This window comes from Methylorubrum subtropicum (assembly GCF_038442325.1).
Classification (GTDB): Bacteria; Pseudomonadota; Alphaproteobacteria; order Rhizobiales; family Beijerinckiaceae; genus Methylobacterium; species Methylobacterium subtropicum.
Genome location: NZ_JBBXMW010000008.1, coordinates 158,628 through 176,464, shown reverse-complemented (window position 1 = coordinate 176,464; position 17,837 = coordinate 158,628). Strand labels below are relative to the sequence as shown.

20 protein-coding genes are annotated in these 17,837 nt (G+C 71.1%); 7 read left to right on the top strand and 13 right to left on the bottom strand.

The annotated features are described in order from the left end of the window. Positions 1 to 154: 154 nt before the first annotated feature. The gene (locus AAHG03_RS13460; RefSeq protein ID WP_056238620.1) at positions 155 to 844 is read right to left on the bottom strand and encodes a DUF1013 domain-containing protein; all 690 of its coding nucleotides are present in this window, start codon (positions 842 to 844) and stop codon (positions 155 to 157) included. Between the two features lie 482 nt (positions 845 to 1,326). Beyond that, positions 1,327 to 2,208: a LysR family transcriptional regulator gene (locus AAHG03_RS13455; RefSeq protein WP_342151178.1), complete on the bottom strand. Its 882-nt coding sequence runs from the start codon at positions 2,206 to 2,208 to the stop codon at positions 1,327 to 1,329. 136 nt (positions 2,209 to 2,344) lie between these two features. Here AAHG03_RS13455 and wrbA point away from each other — a divergent pair, with 136 nt between their 5' ends. Further along, positions 2,345 to 2,944, top strand: a complete 600-nt coding sequence (gene wrbA, locus AAHG03_RS13450) for an NAD(P)H:quinone oxidoreductase (protein ID WP_342151177.1) — start codon at positions 2,345 to 2,347, stop codon at positions 2,942 to 2,944. A 264-nt stretch (positions 2,945 to 3,208) separates the two neighbouring features. Here the strand turns inward: wrbA and AAHG03_RS13445 are convergent, their stop codons facing one another. Beyond that, positions 3,209 to 4,195 carry an L-threonylcarbamoyladenylate synthase gene (locus AAHG03_RS13445; protein WP_342151176.1) on the bottom strand — a complete coding sequence of 329 codons (987 nt, stop codon included), beginning with the start codon at positions 4,193 to 4,195 and terminating at the stop codon, positions 3,209 to 3,211. A gap of 200 nt (positions 4,196 to 4,395) precedes the next feature. Here AAHG03_RS13445 and AAHG03_RS13440 point away from each other — a divergent pair, with 200 nt between their 5' ends. Beyond that, on the top strand, positions 4,396 to 6,159 hold the full coding sequence (locus AAHG03_RS13440; RefSeq protein WP_342151175.1) for an acyl-CoA dehydrogenase: 1,764 nt from the start codon (positions 4,396 to 4,398) through the stop codon (positions 6,157 to 6,159). Positions 6,160 to 6,355: 196 nt separating this feature from the next. Here AAHG03_RS13440 and AAHG03_RS13435 read toward each other — a convergent pair whose 3' ends face one another. The 8 genes from AAHG03_RS13435 to AAHG03_RS13400 form a co-directional block, all read right to left on the bottom strand. Then, on the bottom strand, positions 6,356 to 7,204 hold the full coding sequence (locus AAHG03_RS13435) for a TetR/AcrR family transcriptional regulator (protein WP_342151174.1): 849 nt from the start codon (positions 7,202 to 7,204) through the stop codon (positions 6,356 to 6,358). Positions 7,205 to 7,275: 71 nt separating this feature from the next. Continuing rightward, entirely contained in the window at positions 7,276 to 8,103 is an 828-nt protein-coding gene (gene proC, locus AAHG03_RS13430; RefSeq protein ID WP_342151173.1) for a pyrroline-5-carboxylate reductase, read from the bottom strand. 31 nt (positions 8,104 to 8,134) lie between these two features. Further along, on the bottom strand, positions 8,135 to 8,641 hold the full coding sequence (locus AAHG03_RS13425) for a type III secretion system chaperone family protein (RefSeq protein WP_091941058.1): 507 nt from the start codon (positions 8,639 to 8,641) through the stop codon (positions 8,135 to 8,137). Positions 8,642 to 9,034: 393 nt separating this feature from the next. Next, on the bottom strand, positions 9,035 to 9,316 hold the full coding sequence (locus AAHG03_RS13420) for an accessory factor UbiK family protein (RefSeq protein ID WP_342151172.1): 282 nt from the start codon (positions 9,314 to 9,316) through the stop codon (positions 9,035 to 9,037). Between the two features lie 138 nt (positions 9,317 to 9,454). Next, complete coding sequence (locus AAHG03_RS13415; RefSeq protein ID WP_342151171.1) at positions 9,455 to 9,667, bottom strand: helix-turn-helix domain-containing protein; 213 nt, start codon at positions 9,665 to 9,667, stop codon at positions 9,455 to 9,457. Beyond that, complete coding sequence (locus AAHG03_RS13410; RefSeq protein ID WP_342151170.1) at positions 9,664 to 9,903, bottom strand: Clp protease/crotonase-like domain-containing protein; 240 nt, start codon at positions 9,901 to 9,903, stop codon at positions 9,664 to 9,666. Before AAHG03_RS13410 ends, AAHG03_RS13415 begins: the two co-directional genes overlap by 4 nt. 240 nt (positions 9,904 to 10,143) lie before the next feature. Continuing rightward, the gene (locus AAHG03_RS13405; protein ID WP_342151169.1) at positions 10,144 to 10,476 is read right to left on the bottom strand and encodes a helix-turn-helix domain-containing protein; all 333 of its coding nucleotides are present in this window, start codon (positions 10,474 to 10,476) and stop codon (positions 10,144 to 10,146) included. 2 nt (positions 10,477 to 10,478) lie between these two features. Then, positions 10,479 to 10,817 carry an addiction module toxin RelE gene (locus AAHG03_RS13400; protein ID WP_342151168.1) on the bottom strand — a complete coding sequence of 113 codons (339 nt, stop codon included), beginning with the start codon at positions 10,815 to 10,817 and terminating at the stop codon, positions 10,479 to 10,481. Positions 10,818 to 11,078: 261 nt separating this feature from the next. On the opposite strand from AAHG03_RS13400, the gene AAHG03_RS13395 reads away from it, so the two are divergent. Together AAHG03_RS13395 and AAHG03_RS13390 are read left to right on the top strand one after the other, a co-directional pair. Then, on the top strand, positions 11,079 to 11,801 hold the full coding sequence (locus AAHG03_RS13395) for a response regulator (protein WP_342151167.1): 723 nt from the start codon (positions 11,079 to 11,081) through the stop codon (positions 11,799 to 11,801). Continuing rightward, entirely contained in the window at positions 11,798 to 13,228 is a 1,431-nt protein-coding gene (locus AAHG03_RS13390; RefSeq protein WP_342151166.1) for an ATP-binding protein, read from the top strand. The genes AAHG03_RS13395 and AAHG03_RS13390 overlap by 4 nt, the downstream gene beginning before the upstream one ends. Positions 13,229 to 13,237: 9 nt before the next feature. On the opposite strand, the gene AAHG03_RS13385 is transcribed toward AAHG03_RS13390, so the two are convergent. Then, on the bottom strand, positions 13,238 to 13,894 hold the full coding sequence (locus AAHG03_RS13385; protein ID WP_342151165.1) for a glutathione S-transferase family protein: 657 nt from the start codon (positions 13,892 to 13,894) through the stop codon (positions 13,238 to 13,240). 371 nt (positions 13,895 to 14,265) lie between these two features. Between AAHG03_RS13385 and AAHG03_RS13380 the strand changes: the two genes are divergently transcribed. Together AAHG03_RS13380 and rpsU are read left to right on the top strand one after the other, a co-directional pair. Further along, the gene (locus AAHG03_RS13380) at positions 14,266 to 15,480 is read left to right on the top strand and encodes a polyhydroxyalkanoate depolymerase (RefSeq protein ID WP_342151164.1); all 1,215 of its coding nucleotides are present in this window, start codon (positions 14,266 to 14,268) and stop codon (positions 15,478 to 15,480) included. A gap of 432 nt (positions 15,481 to 15,912) precedes the next feature. Then, on the top strand, positions 15,913 to 16,224 hold the full coding sequence (rpsU, locus tag AAHG03_RS13375) for a 30S ribosomal protein S21 (RefSeq protein ID WP_342151163.1): 312 nt from the start codon (positions 15,913 to 15,915) through the stop codon (positions 16,222 to 16,224). Between the two features lie 97 nt (positions 16,225 to 16,321). Here the strand turns inward: rpsU and AAHG03_RS13370 are convergent, their stop codons facing one another. Then, positions 16,322 to 16,708, bottom strand: coding sequence for a response regulator (locus tag AAHG03_RS13370; RefSeq protein WP_342151162.1), 387 nt, complete (start codon positions 16,706 to 16,708; stop codon positions 16,322 to 16,324). A gap of 301 nt (positions 16,709 to 17,009) precedes the next feature. On the opposite strand from AAHG03_RS13370, the gene AAHG03_RS13365 reads away from it, so the two are divergent. Beyond that, positions 17,010 to 17,795: a class II glutamine amidotransferase gene (locus AAHG03_RS13365; RefSeq protein ID WP_342151161.1), complete on the top strand. Its 786-nt coding sequence runs from the start codon at positions 17,010 to 17,012 to the stop codon at positions 17,793 to 17,795. Positions 17,796 to 17,837 lie beyond the last annotated feature (42 nt).

The window sequence follows — 17,837 nt, the reverse complement described above, 5'->3', positions numbered from 1 at the left end:
ATGTCTATCGGCAATCCCTTGCCAAATTCTCCCTGGCGCGGCGTCTTCGCAGGAATTGCGCGAAAATTCTTGAAATTTTCAAACGAAGAAGGCCTCCCGCTCAAGAGCAGGAGGCCTCGCTTCTCATCAAATGATGCTTTTGGAGGCGCCAGACCTAGTCCTCGTCGTCCTCGTCGATGCGGCTCATGCCCTTGAGCTTGGCGAAGACGGCATCCGCATTGAGATCCTCGTCCTCGGCCTCCTCGGCTGCCGGGGCGGTCGAGACCTCGGTCGGCAGGAGCTTGGCGCCGCCGTCCGGCTGGACCACCGCCGGGCGGTCCTTGGCGGCGCGCTGCACCTCGAAGTCGAGGTCGATCTGCGAGCACAGGCCCAGCGTCACCGGATCGAGTGGCGAGAGCTGGCTCGAATTCCAGTGGGTGCGCTCGCGGATCTGCTGGATCGTCGACTTGGTGGTGCCGACGAGCCGGATGATCTGCGCGTCCTTCAGCTCCGGATGGTTGCGGATCAGCCAGAGGATGGCGTTCGGGCGGTCCTGGCGGCGCGACAGCGGGGTGTAGCGCGGGCCCTTGGTGGTGCGCTTGACCTCCGGCAGCTTCACCTTCGAGACCGCGACCTTGAGCTTGTAGTTCGGGGCGCGCTGCGCCCGCTCGATCTCGTCGCGGGTGAGCTGGCCGGTGGTGATCGGATCGAGCCCCTTGATGCCCGCCGCGACCTCGCCGTCGGCGATGCCCTTCACCTCCAGCGGGTGCAGCTTGCAGAAGTCGGCGATCTGCTCGAAGGCCAGCGAGGTGTTCTCGACGAGCCACACGGCGGTCGCCTTGGGCATCAGCGGACCTTGGGACATCGGGCAAACTCCAGACGGTGTCGTTCGGGGCGTCGCGCCAGGGGAGCGGAAACGGGCTTCCCGCGACCTCCGGCTTGAAGCCCGGAGGATCCCGTGTCGCGATGAATGAGGGGATGACGGGCTTATACAGGGGGAAGCGCCCCTGGCGCAATTGTATTCACCCGTCTCTGGGTTGGCCTCAGTCGCCGGCGCCCGCATCCGCGGGCTTAGGCTTTCGCTCCGCTCGACGCCTCGGCTGAAAGCCGAGGCCGCTCAAGCGCGGCGCTCTTCGCGCCGGGCCATACGGATTCCTCTTCCGCCCTCCCATCCATCCCCCTCATCCTGAGGTGCGGAGCGAAGCGTAGCCTCGAAGGAGGGCTCCAGTACGCGCGCGATCCCTGGAGCCCTCCTTCGAGGCCGCTGCGCGGCACCTCAGGATGAGGGGGAGGGTGGGACGAGCGACGGGCGCCCTCTATCGAAAAACCAGCGCGGCTTCCGCCCCATCAAAAAACCTTTCCGCCCCGCCCCTCCAGCCCCGCTCGCAGCGGCGCGATCTCGGCCGCCGTGTGCTCCAGAAACGCGCGCACCCGCACCGAGCGGCGCAGGTCCGGATGGGTCAGGAGCCAGAGGTCGGCCGCCAATTCCGGCTCCGGGCCGGAGAGGCGACGCAGGGCCGGATGGCGGTCGGCGACGTAGCAGGGCAGTGCCCCGATGCCGATGCCCGCGGCCACCGCCTCGCACAGGCCCTGCACCGAGTTGAGCCGCAACGCCACCCGCTCGGGCGCGGCCCGCGCGGCGACGAAGCGGGCGAACAGGCCGCCCGCCACGCCCTCGTCCGGGCTGACCCAGAGCGGGTCCGCCGCAGGCTCCGCCCCGGCCGGGCCGTAGACCGCCCAGGCCACCCCCGAGAGGCGGCGCCCGACGAGGTTGTCCGGCGGCTCGCGGGTGGCACGCAAGGCCACGTCGGCGTCGCGCCGCGACAGGTTCAGCGCCTCCTCCGACACCACGAGATCGAGCAGCACCCGCGGATAGAGCCCGCGGAAGCGGGCGAGCATCGGCATCAGCAGATCGACCGCGAGCCCCGCGGGTGCGGTGATCCGCAAGCTCCCCGAGGGCACCGAGGCGCGGTCCGCCACCTCGCGGTCGAACCGGGCGGCCTCCTCCTCCATCCGGCCCGCGGCAGCGACCATCGCCTCGCCCGCGGGCGTCGGCACGTAGCCGGAGCGGTGGCGCTCGAACAGGCGCGCGCCGAGCCCCGCCTCCAAGGCCGCGAGCCGCCGGAAGGCGGTCGAGGGGTTGATGCCGAGCTGGCCCGCGGCCGGCGCCAGGGCGCCGCGCTCGGCGATGGCCCGCACGAGGCGGAACTCGTCCCACGCCACCGCCACCGCTCGCCTCTCCTTGCATCGATGCAAGGATGATCTTGCAGATCGGGGCATTTCTGCAAGCGGGGTAAACCGCCATACTCTGCCCATCGAAAAGGGGCCGCGGGCACGCGGGCCGTCAAGACGGGACGTTCGAGCGATGGCAAAGGTTCTGGTTCTCTACTACTCGTCCTGGGGTCACGTGGAGCGGATGGCGCAGGCCGTGGCCGAGGGCGCCCGCGAGGCCGGGGCCGAGGTCGCGGTCAAGCGCGTGCCCGAGCTGGTGCCGGAAGAGGTGGCCCGGCAGTTCCACTACAAGCTCGACCAGCAGGCGCCGGTCGCCACGGTCGAGGAGCTGGCCGATTACGACGCGATCATCTTCGGCACGCCGACCCGCTACGGCAACATGGCCTCGCAGATGAAGCAGTTCATCGACCAGACCGGCGGCCTGTGGGCCAAGGGCGCGCTGGTCGGCAAGGTCGGCTCGGCCTTCACCTCCACCGCCTCGCAGCACGGCGGCCAGGAGACCACGCTGACGAGCTTCCACACGGTGATGTTCCACCACGGCATGGTGGTGGTGGGCCTGCCTTACAGCTTCAGCGGTCAGAACGGCGTCCAGCAGGTGAAGGGCGGCTCGCCGTACGGCGCCACGACCATCGCCGACGGCGACGGCTCGCGCCAGCCGAGCGAGGTCGAACTCGACGGCGCCCGCTACCAGGGCCGCCACGTGGCCGGCATCGCCGCCAAGCTCGCCGGCTGACTTTTTTCGGGGTCGGTGAGGCGAGAGTCCCACCCCTTCCCCTCATCCTGAGGTGCTGCGCAGCAGCCTCGAAGGAGGGCGCGAGAGGGAAGGGGGTTTTCCCGCGTTCCCGCAACGGCTTGCACGACGCGCAAGAAAAAAGGCTCGGATTGCTCCGAGCCTTGAAGGGAAAAGGCCATTGGGGGCTGAACTGGCCTTCGTGATCGGACAATGCGCTCGGGCCCGGTCGGTTCCGAGGAATCTGCCGAATCTGCGAAAAAGATTTCAGCGCGGCGCGGCGGCCCGGCGCAGCCGGTCGTTGATCGCCTCGCCGAGGCCCGCGTCCGGGATCGGCGCGACCGCGATCACCGCCGCGCCCGAGGCGTCGAGGCGGCGCAGCGCCGAGAACAGCCGGGCGGCGGCCTCTTCCGCGTCGCCCGCCTCGCTCAGGGTCTCGACGGCGCGGGCCTGCGCCAGCCCCTCGGGCCGGAAGGCGCCGAACAGCAGGGCCGCCTCGCCGGGGGCGATCTGGGTCACGTCGAGCCGCACCGCCGCCCGCGGGGCGTAGTGCGAGGCGAGCAGGCCCGGGCCGACCGGGCGCGATCCCGGATCGTCGTCCGTCTCCGGCGAAAAACCCAGCACGGCGGCGATGGCCTCGCGGGTCGCGCCGCCCGGCCGCAGCAGCCGGGGCGGGCCGCCGAGGCAGGCGACGACGCTCGACTCGACGCCGACCGGGCAATCGCCGCCGTCGAGCACGGCGGCGATGCGCCCGTCGAGGTCGGCCAGCACGTGGTCGGCACTCGTCGGGCTCACCCGCCCCGAGCGGTTGGCCGAGGGCGCCGCCACTGGCCGCCCGACCCGCGCCAGGAGGTCGCGGGCGATTCCATGGCCCGGCACCCGCAGCGCCACGCTGTCGAGCCCGGCGCGGGCCAGCTCGCAGACCGTGCCGCCGGGCGCCGCCGGCACCACCAGGGTCAACGGCCCCGGCCAAAAGCGTTTCGCGAGTTTTCGGGCGTGCGCGTCGAACACGCCCTCGGCCATCGCCGCGTCGAGCGTCGGGAGGTGCGCGATCAGCGGGTTGAAGCTCGGGCGCGCCTTGGCGGCGTAGATGCCGGCCACCGCCGCCGGATCGGTGGCGTCGGCCCCCAACCCGTAGACCGTCTCGGTCGGCAGCGCGACGAGCCGCCCGGCCGCCAGCAAGGCGGCGGCCCGTTCGAGGCCGGCCGCGTCGGCGGGCAGGCGTTGCGTCGCGGTTGACGGGAATCCGTCCATGTCGGAGGGGAAACGATCTCGTGTCGGGGATCAGCGGCCCTGGAGCCGTCCGACCTGATTGCATCAGGCCGGCATCTCTAGGTCACTGTTTTGCCGCGCATTCTTTCGACGAACCGGCATCCACTTCGTCGGAATGCGCTCTAGCCCTCCCCGGTGCGAGCCGTCAAACGGCAAGCGCCGCCAGCACAGGTTCACGCCCCATGACCTACCGCGCCCCCTTCGAGGAGATGGCCTTCGCGCTCCGCCACGTCGCCGGGCTCGACGCGGTGCTGACCCAGAGTGGAACGGACCTCGCCCCCGAGGACGCGGTCGCGATCCTGGAGGAGGCGGGCCGGTTCGCCGGCAACGTGCTCGCGCCGTTGAACCGCGCGGGCGACCGGCACGGCACGCCGTTCGCGGAGGGCCGCGTCACCACCCCGCCGGGCTGGCGCGAGGCGTATCGGGCCTTCGTCGCGGGCGGCTGGAACGGCGTGCGCGCCGCGCCCGAACATGGCGGTCAGGGCCTGCCGCACCTCATCGCGGCGGCGTGCACAGAGTTGTGGAACGGAGCCAACCTCGCCTTCGGCATCGGCCCGCTGCTGACGGCGGGCGGCATCGAGGCGCTCGCCGCCCACGGCTCGGACGCGCTGAAGGCCGGCTACCTCGAAAAGATCGTGTCGGGCGAGTGGACCGCCACGATGAACCTGACCGAGCCGCAGGCCGGCTCGGACCTCTCGGGCCTGCGCACCCGCGCCGAACCGAACGGCGACGGGAGCTATAAGATCACCGGGTCCAAGATCTACATCAGCTACGGCGAGCACGACCTCACCGACAATATCTGCCATCTCGTGCTCGCCCGCCTCAGGGACGCGCCCGCGGGCACCCGCGGCATCTCGCTGTTCCTCGTGCCGAAGCGGCTGCCGGACGGTTCGCGCAACGATCTTCGCTGCTCGGGCGTCGAGCACAAGCTCGGCATCCACGCCTCGCCCACCTGCTCCATGGCCTTCGGCGATGGCGGCGGGGCCATCGGCTGGCTGATCGGCGAGGAGAATCGCGGCCTGGCCTGCATGTTCACGATGATGAACGCGGCCCGGCTCAATGTCGGCCTCCAGGGCGTCGGCGTGGCCGAGGCCGCGACGCAGAAGGCGCTCGACTACGCCCGCGAGCGCCGCCAGGGCCGGGCGCCGGGCGCGGCGGTGCCCGTCAGCGCCATCGCGGCGCATGCCGACGTGCAGCGCATGCTCCTGACCATGAAGGCCTACACCGCGGCGGCCCGCGGCCTCTGCTATCTCACGGCCCAGGCGCTCGACGCCGCCGACGGCCCGGAGGGGAGGGCGGCCCACGACCGCGCCTCGCTGCTGACGCCGGTGGCCAAGGCTTTCGCCACCGACATCGCCAACGAGGTGGCGGCGCTTGGGCTTCAGGTGCACGGCGGCATGGGCTTCGTGGAAGAGACCGGCGCGGCCCAGTTCCTGCGCGACGCGCGCATCCTCGCCATCTACGAGGGCACCAACGGCATCCAGGCGATCGACCTCGTGACCCGCAAGCTGCCGCTGAACGGCGGCGCCACGGTCGGCGCCCAGATCGCCGCGATCCGGCGGGTGGCGGAAGGCCTCTTGAAGGACGGCCAACCCGGCTTCGGCCACGCCGCCGCGCGGCTGCGCGAGGGGATTTCCAGCCTCGACCGCGCCACCGGCTTCCTGCTGAAGGCTTTGGGCTCGAACCGGCCGCAGGACGCGCTGCCCGGCGCGACGCCGTATCTGCGCCTGTTCGGCCTCGTGCAGGGCGCGGCCTGCCTCGCGCAAGCCGGGCTCGCATCGAGCGCGGCCATGAGGGCCGGCGAGACCGATCCGGCGCACGCCGCCCGCATCGCGCTCGCCCGCTTCTTCGCCGAGAACCTGCTGCCGGCCACTTCCGGCCTCGAACAGGCGATCCTCACCGGCGGGAGTTTTGCCGACGACCCGGCCTTCGCGCTGGCGGGGTAGGGGGCCTGATCCTCACATCCCACCCACCCCCCTCATCCTGAGGTGCTGTAGCGAAGCGGAGGCCTCGAAGGAGGGCTCCAGGGATCGCGCGGCGGGCTGGAGCCCTCCTTCGAGGCCCCTTGCCGAGGCAAGGGGCACCTCAGGATGAGGGGGTTGGATGGGAGCGGGCAGGGGCCGGTGTGCCCGGCCCCTGCCGTCAGATCGCCGCCGCCGGGTCCTCGTCGGCGCTGCGCTCGCGGTGCTCGCGGCGGGGGCGGCGCTCCATCAGGGCGCGGCCGATGGCGCGGAGCGGCGCGGTGAGGCGGCGGGCGTCCTCGGCGCGCTCCATGAAGGTCTCGCCGCGGCGGATCTCCCGGTCGAGCTTGGCCATGGTGCGGGCGAGCGCCGGATCGTCGTCGTCGAGCCAGACCTCGACGGTGCGGGCGAAGGCCACCACCGTGCCCTGGATCTTGACCCGCCCCAGCGGCCCCTCGGTGTCGATCCCGGCCGCGGCCAGCATGTAACGGTGCGAGTTGAGCGCCACGCCGTTGAGCGCCAGCATCGACAGTGGATCGCCGCGCAGGGCGAACGCGATGCGCCGCAGGGCCGGCTTGTAGGGCGTCATCGCGTCGAGGCGGCGCATCAGCACGTCGAACAGGCGCTCGCGGGCCGGCTCGTCGGCCAGATCGCTGGAATCGTCCTTCAGCACCGCCCGGTCGATGATCCGCGACAGGCCGCCGAGCACCGCGCCCTTCGACGGGAACAGCTCGCGCAGTTCGGCGAGCGACAGGTCGGCCTCGCGGGCGATGTCGCCGATCTCGATGTCGTTCCAGGGCTGCTCGGCGGCGAGCCGCATCAGCGCCTCGACCGCGGCCTCGCGCGGGTTCGGCTTGGCGTGAGCCTCGTCGTGATGGGACTCGGCGTGGGAGGCCGCCTCGGACGCGGCGGTCTGCTTGGCCTTGCCGGTCCTGGCGCCGGCCTTGCCGCCAGTCTTGGCCCCGGACTTCGGGGCACCGGATTTGGGCTCGCCGGTCTCTTCCAAGGGATCAGGCAAGGGATCGGACATGGGATCAAGCTCCGTGATTCGGTTTGCCCCCCATGTAGGTGCGCGTTCCCAGCCTTGAAGCGTTGTCCGGCTCACCCGGACAATTCGCCCGCCCGGCGCTTGTTGGCCTCGACCGCCTCGCGCAGGAGATCGGGCAGGCCGCCCTCGCGCATCAGCACGCCGAGCGCCGCCGCGGTGGTGCCGCCGGGCGAGGTCACGTCCTTGCGCATCTGCTCCGCCGAGCGCGGGTCGGCATCGAGCAGCGCGCCCGCGCCCGCCACCGTGGCGCGGGCGAGGCTTTGGGCGAGTTCGGCCGGCAGGCCGGCGGCGATCCCGGCCTCGGCCAGGGCTTCCGCCATCAGAAACACGTAGGCCGGCCCGGAGCCCGAGACGGCGGTGAGCGCGTCGATCAGGGCCTCGTCATCGAGCCACGCGACGATTCCCGCGCTGGCGAGCAGCGCGTCGGCGGCGGCACGCTGAGCCGCATCGACCTCGGGGCTCGCCACCGCGCCGGTGGCGCCGCGGCCGATGCTGGCGGGGAGGTTCGGCATCGCGCGCACCACCGCGCGGGCGCCGGGCAGGCGGCGCTTCAGGTCGGCGACGGTCTTGCCGGCGAGGATCGAGACGACGAGCGTGGCCTGCGTGATCCAGGGGCCGAGCGCGGGCGCCGCGGCGTCCAACCCCTGCGGCTTGAAGCCGAGCACCAGGGTGCCGGCGGGCTCAGGGCTGTCCGGGTTGAGCCGGATGCCGCGCGTCGCGCAGAGTTCGGCGATCTCGGGGGAAGGCTGCGGATCGACGATGATCGTCGCATCGGGCGCGAGCCCGCCCGCGAGCCAGCCCTGCAACAGGGCGCCGCCCATCTTGCCGGCGCCGACGAGGACGAGCGGGGAGGGGAGGGTCGAGAGGGGCGTGTCCGTCATGCCCCCTCGATCCCACCGGATCGGAACAGGATCAAGCCTCGCCTTCGGTCTCGAACAGCACCGCGTCGAGGGCCTCGCGGGCGGACTTGCCGGCCCAGAGCACGAACTGGAACGCCTGATAGTAGCGCTCGCAGGCGTCGGTGGAGGCCTTCATCAGCGCCGCGCACTGGCCTTGCGTCGGGGCGAGCCCGTCGTTGAGCAGGAGCGAGTGGCGGAACATCACCACGCTGTCGGACGACCACAGATCGAAATGGCCGATCCAGAGCTGCTCGTTCACCAGCGAGACGAGGCGCAGCATCTCGGCGCGGCGCCGCTCCGGCACCTTCAGGTCGAAGGCGGCGGCGACATGCAGGGCCTCGACCTCCTCGATCCACGTGAAGGCGACGTGATACTCGGCCCAGCGCCCCGAGACCGACACCGACATCTCGTCGGTCTCGATCCGGTCGAAGATCCAGTCGCGCAGCGAGGCGAGACGCTCGACCACGTCGATCGGGTGCTCGGACCGGTCGTTGTCTTCGATGAGGCTGAGCTGGGTCATGGCGATCCAAGTAGTCGGTCCGGTCGGACGGGTCCGATCGGGCCGGCGGGCAAAGCAGGGCCGTGGCGGAACCCGGACGAGTCCCGTCGTTCTCCGTCCTGCGGAGGATGTCGGTCTAAGTTCAGGCGCCCCCGCGGTCCGGCTGGTCTGTCCCGACGGGGCGAATCGTCTTGAAACCGGTTATAGCCCGCAGCCCCGGCGGGCTTCAAAGCGTCGTCCCGGCATCAGCGGTGGGCAACGAACGCTTTCCACCGCTGCTTCCTGTGCAAAGAAAATTCGAATCCGGACGGTGTTGCCTCGCGCCGACGTGCGGATCGCGGCCCCGCCGCGGGGAGGGAATCCGGAAGAGCGCCCCCGGTTTCCCTCTGCCGCGACGACGAGGTCGCAAAAGAATCAGACCGCTTCGGTACTGCCCGCGGTGCCGGCTTCCGTCCCGAGCCGGGCTTCGAGCGCGGTGACGCGGGCGGCGAGCGCGTCGTTCTGGCTGCGCAGGGCCGCGACGAGATCGCGCAGGACATCGACCTCCTCGCGGGTGGCGACGTCCATGTCGCGGATCAGGCGCTCGGCCTGTCCCTTGATCAGGGTCTCGGCCTCGCGGCGCACCCCCTGGGCCGCCCCGGCGGCATCGGTGAACAGCCGGGCGACGTCGTCGAAGAGGCGGTTCGGGCTCTGCATGGGGTACTCCTCCCGGGCCCGAGGGTGTCCGGGCGCGTGGTCCGACATAAGAATCCGCGGGCGAAGGGGCAATCGAGGGCGCGCAACGCGGCAATCGTCGGGCACTCTGCATCTGCAATCGCGGACAGGCCGCTGTCGTCACGCCGAGCGGCGGCGCCAGCCTTCGGGCGCCGGACGCCGGGCATGAGCCTCGGCAAGGTCGGCCAGCCACGTTGCCACGTCCGGCGGCACGGTGGCGTCGCCGGAAGCCCAGCGGCGCACGAGGCGGTCGTCGCAGCCCAGCGCCTCGGCCAAGCCCCGCTGCGACCAGCGCAGCAGGGACAAGGCCTCGCGGAGGCGGAGGGGACTCACGGGAAGAAGACCTTCACGACGGCCGCCGTGCCGCCGATCAGCGCGGCGGTGGCCGCGACGGAGGTCGCCACGATCTGCCAGGGGGCGAGGGTGCGGTCGCGCTCGAACTTCGCCGCTTCGGCGCGGAGCTTCGCCTGCTCCTCGATGAACTTCTGCGTCTCGGCATTCGAGCGGCGGATGCGGGCGAGCTGCTCTTCGAGGTCGGCGACGCTGGCGGGAATGGGGGAAGCGGTCATCGGGACGACCTTCCGTTCGGAAAGAGACGGCTCTTTGGGATGCCTCTTTCATGTCCGCAATATGAGGGAGAAACTGAGCCCGTCAAGGTGCCGAGTCACCTCGATCGGACCGTTCCGAACGAACACTTACAATCCCATACCTCCCGCCAACTTCCAGCGTGGACGCGTGCAGGTTCATGACTTTACCCCGCCAAGACTTCACCCCGCCATGAGCGCGAAGGCTCCCGCATCCCCATCGCCTCAAACGCCGGCCCCAAGCGTCTCCTGAACGAGACGCGGGTTCTTCTCGATCAGCGCCAGCAGCACCCGCGCGGGTCCCTCCGGTTGGCGGCGGCGCTGCTCCCAGCCCCGCAGCGTGCCGACGGCGACGCCGATGCTGCGCGCGAAGGCGTCCTGAGAGAGCGCGGTCGCCCGCCGGATCGCGGCGACATCGATCTCGCGGGGAACGTCGATTTCACGCGGGGCGTGGACGACGAGGCCCGGCACGGTCTCGCCGCGAACATGCGCGGCGGCCTGCTCCAGCCCCTCCATGATGTCGTCGAACACCTGACGGTCGGTGGTCTTCTTGCCCATCGTCACCCTCTCTCCTTGGCCTTCTGCTTGACCGCTTTCGTCGCCGCGCGCATCGCCGCGACCTCGGCGTCGGAGAAGTTCGCCCGTTGCCCCTTCGCCAGGACTGAGAGCAGGAACACCGGCACGTCGATGCCGAGGTAGGCGGCCATGACCCGGAAGCCCCCGGAACCGGCGAAGCGCACTTTGCGCACGCCGCCGGAGCCGCGCACCACATCGCCGTCCGTGGGATCGGCTGCGACCTGATCCACGATGGCGGTCCGATCCTCGTCCGTCAGCCCGACACGCTTGGCCGCCGCGAGGTAGGCGGAGGTCTCGACGACGGTGTGCAGCGGGTCGGCCATGGTGCCCTGTACTTCATTGACGCATATACGTCAATGACGTAAAAGTGGGCTGCACATTCGGCGCCGGCGAATGCGCCGTGCTCGATGCCCCGACACGACGCCGAGTGCGGCCGCTGCGTCACGCGCTCCCACGGCACCGGCGGCCCGCCCCACCTTGTTGCCGAACCTCTCTCGACACCGCCCGCGAAACCGCCAGTTACAATCCTCTTCCGCCCACCCGCTTCCGGCCCGAGCCCGAGCCGGCCTAAGACTTCTGCCGCCATGAGCGCGAACGCCCCCAGCCCCCACATCCTCGTCGTCGAGGACGACCGCGAGATCTCGGCGCTCGTCGCCCGCTATCTGCGCGCCAACGAGTGCCGGGTGAGCGTCGCCGGCGACGGGCGCGAGATGGACCGGGTGCTGGCGGATGCCCGCGTCGATCTGATCGTGCTCGACCTGATGCTGCCCGGCGAGGACGGCCTGAGCCTGTGCCGACGGCTGCGGGCCTCGTCCCAGGTGCCGATCCTGATGCTGACGGCCAAATCCGAAGAGATCGACCGGATCGTCGGGCTGGAGATCGGCGCCGACGATTATCTCGGCAAGCCGTTCAACCCGCGCGAGTTGCTCGCCCGCATCCGCGCGATCCTGCGGCGGAAAGGCGCCGAGCCGCAGGACGGCGACGGGGTGCGCCGCTTCCACTTCGCCGGCTGGACGCTGGATGCGGGCCTGCGCCAGGTGCTGAGCCCGGAAGGCGCGCGCCTCTCGATCACCGGGGCGGAGTTCGACCTGCTGCACGCCCTCTGCCTGCGGCCGGGCCGGGTTCTTTCGCGCGACCAGCTTCTGGACCTGACCCAGGGGCGGGCGGCGGGGCCGTTCGAGCGCAGCATCGACGTGCTGGTCTCGCGCATCCGCCAGAAGATCGAGCGCGATCCGCGCAACCCCGAGATCATCCGCACCATCCGCTCCGGCGGCTATCTGTTCGCCCCGGAGATCGCCCGCTCATGAGCGCCGGCCGCACGCCCGCCGTGTCCGTGCCCGTGGCGGAGGCCGCCCCGCGGCGGCGCCTCCTGTCCTGGCCGCGCCCCAAGAGCGCGGCGGGGCAGATCGCGCTGCTCGTCGTGGCGGCGATGCTGGCCGCCCACGTGCTCGCCACCGTCGCGGTGATCGCGCTGCGCGAGCCGTGGCGGGCGGACGGGCGGCCCGGCGTCGCGGCGATCCGGCTCGCGACCGTGGTGCGCCTGATGGATGCCGCCGAGCCCGCCGAGCGCGAGGCGATCCTGCACGCGGGCGCCCGCAGCCTGCCGAGCCTGCGCATCGCCCCCTGGGACGGCACGCCGCCCCCGGCCGGGGCGGAGGGAGCATCGCTCGAACACCACCCACTGGTCGAGCGGCTGCGCGACGGCTTCGGGCGCGGCCTCGTCCTCACCGACCTCGCCCCCGCGGGCCACGAATCCGGCTTCCTCCAGATCGGGCTCGCCACGCCCGCGGGCGCCCGGCTGCGGGCGGCGTTGCCGGACGACAACCCGCGCCCGCCGATCGGGCAGGGCGCCCTGATCTTCACCTTCGTCTTCCTCGGCGTCAGCCTGCTGCTGCTGCTGTTCTGGGCGACGCGGGCGCTCACCGCGCCGCTCGCGGGGCTCGCCGCCGCCGCGGAGGCCTTCGGCACCGCCGAGGAGGCGCCGCCGCTGCCCAAGCGCGGGCCCGAGGAGGTGCTGGCGCTGGCGCGCGCGCTCGACCGGATGCGCGCCCGCGTGCTGCGCCTCCTCGACGACCGCACCCAGATGCTGGCGGCGATCAGCCACGACCTGCGCACGCCGATCACCCGGCTGCGGTTGCGCGCCGAGTTCATCGAGGACGAGCGCGCCCGCGAGATGACGCTGCGCGACCTCGACCAGATGAACGGCCTCGTCGAATCCGCCCTCTCCTACGTCCGCGACGGGCAGGGCGGCGCGATCGAGGGCGAGCCCGCACTGATCGACCTCGCCTCGGTGGTCCAGACCGTCTGCGACGGGTTCTCCGACATCGGCGCGGCGGTGAGCCTGGAGCGCAGCCGCCACGTCCTCGTGCGCGGCCGGCCCGACGACCTGCAGCGGGCGTTGACCAACCTCGTCGACAACGCCGTGAAGTACGGCGGCGGCGCCCGCATCCGCATGGGCCCCGCGGGGCAGGGAAGCCGCCCCGGCGTCGCCGTCGAGGTGCTCGACGACGGCCCCGGCATCCCGGAGGCCGAGCGCCACGCCATGCTCCAGCCCTTCGTGCGCGGCGACCGCGCCCGCAACCTCGACACCGCCACCGGCTTCGGGCTCGGCCTGTCGATCGTGCTGGCCATCGTCGAGGGCCATGGCGGGCGCCTGACCCTGGAGAACCGCGAGGGTGGGGGCCTCTGCGCCCGAATCGAGCTGCCGCTGGCCGCTTCCGCCCGGGCCGGCTGAGGCCGCCCCTCAGAACTCCATGTCGAGTTCCTCGATCTCGTCCGGCTCCTCCTCGGCCTGGGCTGCCCATTCGTTGAGCAGGTCCCAGCCCAGAATCGTGTCGCGGTAGGTCGCCGCGGTGAAGGGCAGGGCGACGTCGTAGGTGCGGAAGCGGGTGCAGACCGGGGCGTACATCGCGTCCGCCATGGTCGGCGCCGCGCCGAACAGGAACGGCCCGCCCGAGCGCGACAGGCAATCCTCGAAGATCGCGCAGATGCGCTCGATGTCGCCCTTGGCGCCGTTGAAGATCTTGAAGCCGCGGTGCAGGCTGCGCAGGTTCATCGGCAGCGCCGAGCGCAGGTTGATGAAGCCGCCGTGCATCTCGGCGCAGATCGAGCGGCAGCGGGCGCGCTCGGACGGCGCCTCCGGCAGCAGGCCGGCCTCGGGCCTGATCTCGTTGAGATATTCGGCGATGGCGAGCGCGTCCCAAACCGCGATGCCGCCGTGGTCGAGCCGCGGCACGAGGAAGGACGGCGACAGGTGGAGCAGTTCCGCCCGCGTCGAGGCGTCGGAGCCCGGCAGCAGCTCCACCGCGAGGTCGAGCCCGGCCATCCGGCACAGCAGCCAGCCGCGCAGGGACCACGAACTATAATTCCGGCTGGAGATCGTGAGCGTCGCCTCGGCCATGGTGTGTCCCCCGCTTCGTCCCGGTGGGGGCCGATCCAAGACTTGTGCCGAATGCTTGGCAAGAAGCTTTTCGAACAACTTGGCAAGCCGTTTGCCAGGGACGGGGCGGGCCGCGTCCACGGCCCGGCGCAAGCCCGGCTCAAGCCACTCGTGCGACACGAGGAACGGACGTTCTCCCGAGGAGCGCCCGCGCGATGTGATGCATCCACGTCACAGGCGGCATCTGTGTACTTTTGGTCGGTTGCGCGGTTTCGCGAACGGCTTAGCCTGGACCGTCCGAGATCGCGGCGTTGGGGGCGGCGGCCGCGGACTGAAAAAGTACCGCGGCCGACGCCGGGCATCGGGACGTTCGTGCTGGGGAGTGTGACCCGATGCTGTATCAAGCCTTCGATGTCCAGTCGGACATCGCCCGGCAGACCCGCCAGTGGGGGAGCCTCCTCCACGACGTGGCGGCGCCCTGGCTGCGCACGCCCTGGCATCATAACGCCAAATGGTGGTCCGCGGGCGCCCGGATGATGATGCGGGCCGGGCTCACCTTCGTGCGGCCCGCCTACGGCATCAACACGGTCACCGTCGGCAACCGCGAGGTGCCGGTGGTCGAGGAGCCGGTGCTGGCCACGCCCTTCGGCACGCTCCTGCGCTTCCGCAAGGACATCGACACCGCCCAGCCCAAGCTGCTGCTGCTCGCCCCCCTCTCGGGCCACTTCGCCACGCTCTTGCGCGGCACCGTGCGGACGCTCCTGCCCGACCACGACGTCTACATCACCGACTGGCACAACGCCCGCGACGTGCCGCTCTCGGAAGGCCGCTTCGGCTTCGACGACTACGTCGATCACGTCGTGCGCTTCATGGAGGCGATCGGCGAGGGCGCCCACCTGATGGCGGTGTGCCAGCCTGCGGTGCAGGCGCTCGCCGCTGCCGCGGTGATGGCGCATACCAAGAACCCGGCCCAGCCCCGCAGCATGACGCTGATGGCCGGGCCCGTCGATTGCCGCATCAGCCCGACCTCGGTGAACCAGCTCGCCACCTCGAAGCCGATCGAGTGGTTCGAGGACAACCTGATCGCCACGGTCTCGGGCCGCCACAAGGGCGCGGGCCGGCGGGTCTATCCCGGCTTCATGCAGGTGACGGCCTTCATGGCGATGAACGCCAAGCGCCATCAGGACGCGCACGCCAACCTGTTCTGGCACTACGTCGAGGAGGACACCGAGAAGGCGCGCGCCGTCGAGACCTTCTACGACGAGTATTTCGCCGTGCTGGATCTCGCCGCCGAGTTCTACCTCGAGACGGTCAAGACCGTGTTCCAGGACTACACGCTGGCGCGCAACGAACTCACCTACCGCGGCGAGCGGATCGACATGGGCGCGATCCGGCGCACCGCGCTGATGACGGTGGAAGGCGAGCGCGACGACATCTGCGCGGTCGGCCAGACCATGGCGGCGCACGACCTCTGCTCCAGTCTGCCGCCGCACATGAAGAGCCACCATCTCCAGGCTGGCGTCGGCCATTACGGCGTGTTCTCCGGCCGCAAGTGGGAGAGCCAGACCTACCCGCTCGTGCGAAACTTCGTCGCCGCGCACGCGTGAGGCGGGGCGCCTTTTTGATCCTCCACCACCACCATCATTCCGGGGCGCGAAGCGAACCCGGAATCCACCCGTGATGCGGGAAGCCCGGCCGAAGTCGAACCGTCGCGGCCAGTCGTGGATTCCGGGTTCCGCTTCGCGGCCCCGGAATGACGGTGGAGGGGTTCGACCCTCCCGCAGCGACCCGGCAAAGCCGCAAAATCTGCGTGGGGAAAAACTTTCGGGAGGCCTTGTCTTCCGCGTGCACTTCCAACCGGAGCCGGCTTCGTGTAAGTCGCGCGCCCAGGTGCCATTCATTCGCGCCGACTCGGCCGCCGTCGCGACGCCTCCCCCGGAAGGAACCGGGGACCGGGGCGCCTGACGGCTTTTTCCCGGTTCAGCCGGGAATCCGAGGCCGGTGCGGTCCGAAACATCAGAACTCAGGGGTTGATTCCGTTGCAGGTACTCGTCCGCGATAACAACGTCGATCAGGCGCTTCGCGTCCTCAAGAAGAAGATGCAGCGCGAGGGCATCTTCCGCGAGATGAAGCAGCGCAAGGCCTACGAGAAGCCGTCCGTGCGCAAGGCCCGCGAGAAGGCCGAGGCCGTCCGCCGCGCCCGCAAGCAGGCCCGCAAGACCGCGATCCGCGAGGGCTTGATCGCCGCTCCGAAGCCCAAGCCCCGGACCGGCGCCCCGCGTCGCCCCGGCGCCCCGAGCTTCTCGCAGCAGCCGGCCGCGCCCGCCGCGACGCCCGCCGCCGCTTCCTAAGATTTCTTGTTCCCAAGATTTCTTGGGCCGGCCCAGCCGGCTCGATCGGACACGAAAAAGGCCCCGCCGATCGGCGGGGCCTTTTTCGTGTCCGGGATCAGGCGGCGCGGGCCGTGAGGGTGGCGCGCTCGGCCTGCCGCAGCAGGTCCAGCGGCAGCCACGGCTTGCTCATGTAGACGGCGCGCGGCGGCAGGTCGGCGCGGGGCTTGCCCTCGGAGGTCACTACGAGCCGCACCTGCGGCCAGCGGTCCCCGACCGTGCGGGCGAGCGTCGCCCCGTCCATCTTGCCCGCGAGCCGCGTGTCGGCCACCACCATCGCGACGGTCACGTCGCCCCGCTCCAGCACCGCCAGCGCGTCCTCCGCGCTCGAAACTGCGATCACGTCGAGGTCGGTCTCCTCGATCAGGGCGGAGGCAAGATCGCGGGCGGCCTCGTCGTCCTCGACGACGAGCGCGACGGGACAGTCGGATGGCGATTGGGGCATGCTGCCTCCTCTGGCGATGACAAAGAGGCCGGCGCGGGAAGAACGCGGCGCCGGACGGATCGGGACGCGGACGGGTACGCTGCTCGTTCAATCTGCGACGATGCTTGCCCTGCGACAACAGGTGGGCGGATGATTGGTTCAGGGCGGATCGTCACCCCGCCCCGCACCGGCCGGAAGGGTCTTTCTTAACGGACTGTTCACCCTGTCGGTCAAATTGTTACACTCCGGTGACGCGAGCGGAGCGGTTCGGACCGCGGCTTGCATAGCCGGCCCAGGAGGCAAAGGAGGCCGACGTTCCGCCATGTGCCGTTTTCTCGCCTATCTCGGTGAGCCGGTCTTCCTGAACGAGCTCGTTTGCGCGCCGACGCACTCGCTGGTGCACCAGTCGCTGCACGCGGCCGAGGCGAAGACGGAGACCAACGGCGACGGCTTCGGCATCGGCTGGTACGGCGAGCACGCCGAGCCCGGCCTCTACCGCGACGTCTGCCCGGCGTGGTCGGACGACAACCTCGTCAACCTCTGCCGACAGGTGCGGGCCAAGACGTTCTTCGCCCATGTGCGGGCGGCGACCGGCACCGCGACGACGCGGGCGAACTGCCATCCCTTCGCCCACGGCCGCCACCTGTTCATGCACAACGGCCAGATCGGCGGCTACCACCGGATCAAGCGGCGCCTGGAGGCGCTGATCCCGGACGAGCTCTACGACACCCGCCGCGGCACCACCGATTCCGAGGCCCTGTTCCTGCTGGCGCTCGCCAACGGGCTGGAGGCCGACCCCGTCGGCGCCATGGAGGCGACCTGCGCCACCGTGCGCGACCTGATGCAGGCGGCTCGCATCACCGAGGCCTTCCGCTTCACCGCGGTGCTCACCGACGGCGACAGCCTCACCGCCTTCCGCTGGGCCTGCGACGGGCGCCCGCCGAGCCTCTATTACCGCGAGAGCGAGCGCGGGCTGACCGTCGTCTCCGAGCCCATCGACGGCTGCCGCGACGGCTGGCAGGTGGTGCCCAAGGGCGCCACGCTCCACGCCCGCCGGGGCGCTCGCGCCGTGGTGAGCCGGCCGGAGGCCGGCCGCGCCGCGGCGTGATCGACCCCTCCCATCCAATCCCCTCATCCTGAGGTGCTGCGA

What these genes read in the sequence shown, in the direction of transcription:
- AAHG03_RS13435 (WP_342151174.1), bottom strand. Translation starts at nt 7,204, where the DNA reads ATGTCCGATCCCTTGCCTGATCCCTTGGAAGAGACCGGCGAGCCCAAA.
- AAHG03_RS13370 (WP_342151162.1), bottom strand. Translation starts at nt 16,708, where the DNA reads ATGCCCCAATCGCCATCCGACTGTCCCGTCGCGCTCGTCGTCGAGGAC.
- AAHG03_RS13400 (WP_342151168.1), bottom strand. Translation starts at nt 10,817, where the DNA reads ATGGCCGACCCGCTGCACACCGTCGTCGAGACCTCCGCCTACCTCGCG.
- AAHG03_RS13385 (WP_342151165.1), bottom strand. Translation starts at nt 13,894, where the DNA reads ATGGCCGAGGCGACGCTCACGATCTCCAGCCGGAATTATAGTTCGTGG.
- proC (WP_342151173.1), bottom strand. Translation starts at nt 8,103, where the DNA reads ATGACGGACACGCCCCTCTCGACCCTCCCCTCCCCGCTCGTCCTCGTC.
- AAHG03_RS13390 (WP_342151166.1), top strand. Translation starts at nt 11,798, where the DNA reads ATGAGCGCCGGCCGCACGCCCGCCGTGTCCGTGCCCGTGGCGGAGGCC.
- wrbA (WP_342151177.1), top strand. Translation starts at nt 2,345, where the DNA reads ATGGCAAAGGTTCTGGTTCTCTACTACTCGTCCTGGGGTCACGTGGAG.
- AAHG03_RS13440 (WP_342151175.1), top strand. Translation starts at nt 4,396, where the DNA reads ATGACCTACCGCGCCCCCTTCGAGGAGATGGCCTTCGCGCTCCGCCAC.
- AAHG03_RS13420 (WP_342151172.1), bottom strand. Translation starts at nt 9,316, where the DNA reads ATGCAGAGCCCGAACCGCCTCTTCGACGACGTCGCCCGGCTGTTCACC.
- AAHG03_RS13365 (WP_342151161.1), top strand. Translation starts at nt 17,010, where the DNA reads ATGTGCCGTTTTCTCGCCTATCTCGGTGAGCCGGTCTTCCTGAACGAG.
- AAHG03_RS13460 (WP_056238620.1), bottom strand. Translation starts at nt 844, where the DNA reads ATGTCCCAAGGTCCGCTGATGCCCAAGGCGACCGCCGTGTGGCTCGTC.
- AAHG03_RS13410 (WP_342151170.1), bottom strand. Translation starts at nt 9,903, where the DNA reads ATGACCGCTTCCCCCATTCCCGCCAGCGTCGCCGACCTCGAAGAGCAG.
- AAHG03_RS13445 (WP_342151176.1), bottom strand. Translation starts at nt 4,195, where the DNA reads ATGGACGGATTCCCGTCAACCGCGACGCAACGCCTGCCCGCCGACGCG.
- AAHG03_RS13395 (WP_342151167.1), top strand. Translation starts at nt 11,079, where the DNA reads ATGAGCGCGAACGCCCCCAGCCCCCACATCCTCGTCGTCGAGGACGAC.
- AAHG03_RS13380 (WP_342151164.1), top strand. Translation starts at nt 14,266, where the DNA reads ATGCTGTATCAAGCCTTCGATGTCCAGTCGGACATCGCCCGGCAGACC.
- AAHG03_RS13405 (WP_342151169.1), bottom strand. Translation starts at nt 10,476, where the DNA reads ATGGGCAAGAAGACCACCGACCGTCAGGTGTTCGACGACATCATGGAG.
- AAHG03_RS13425 (WP_091941058.1), bottom strand. Translation starts at nt 8,641, where the DNA reads ATGACCCAGCTCAGCCTCATCGAAGACAACGACCGGTCCGAGCACCCG.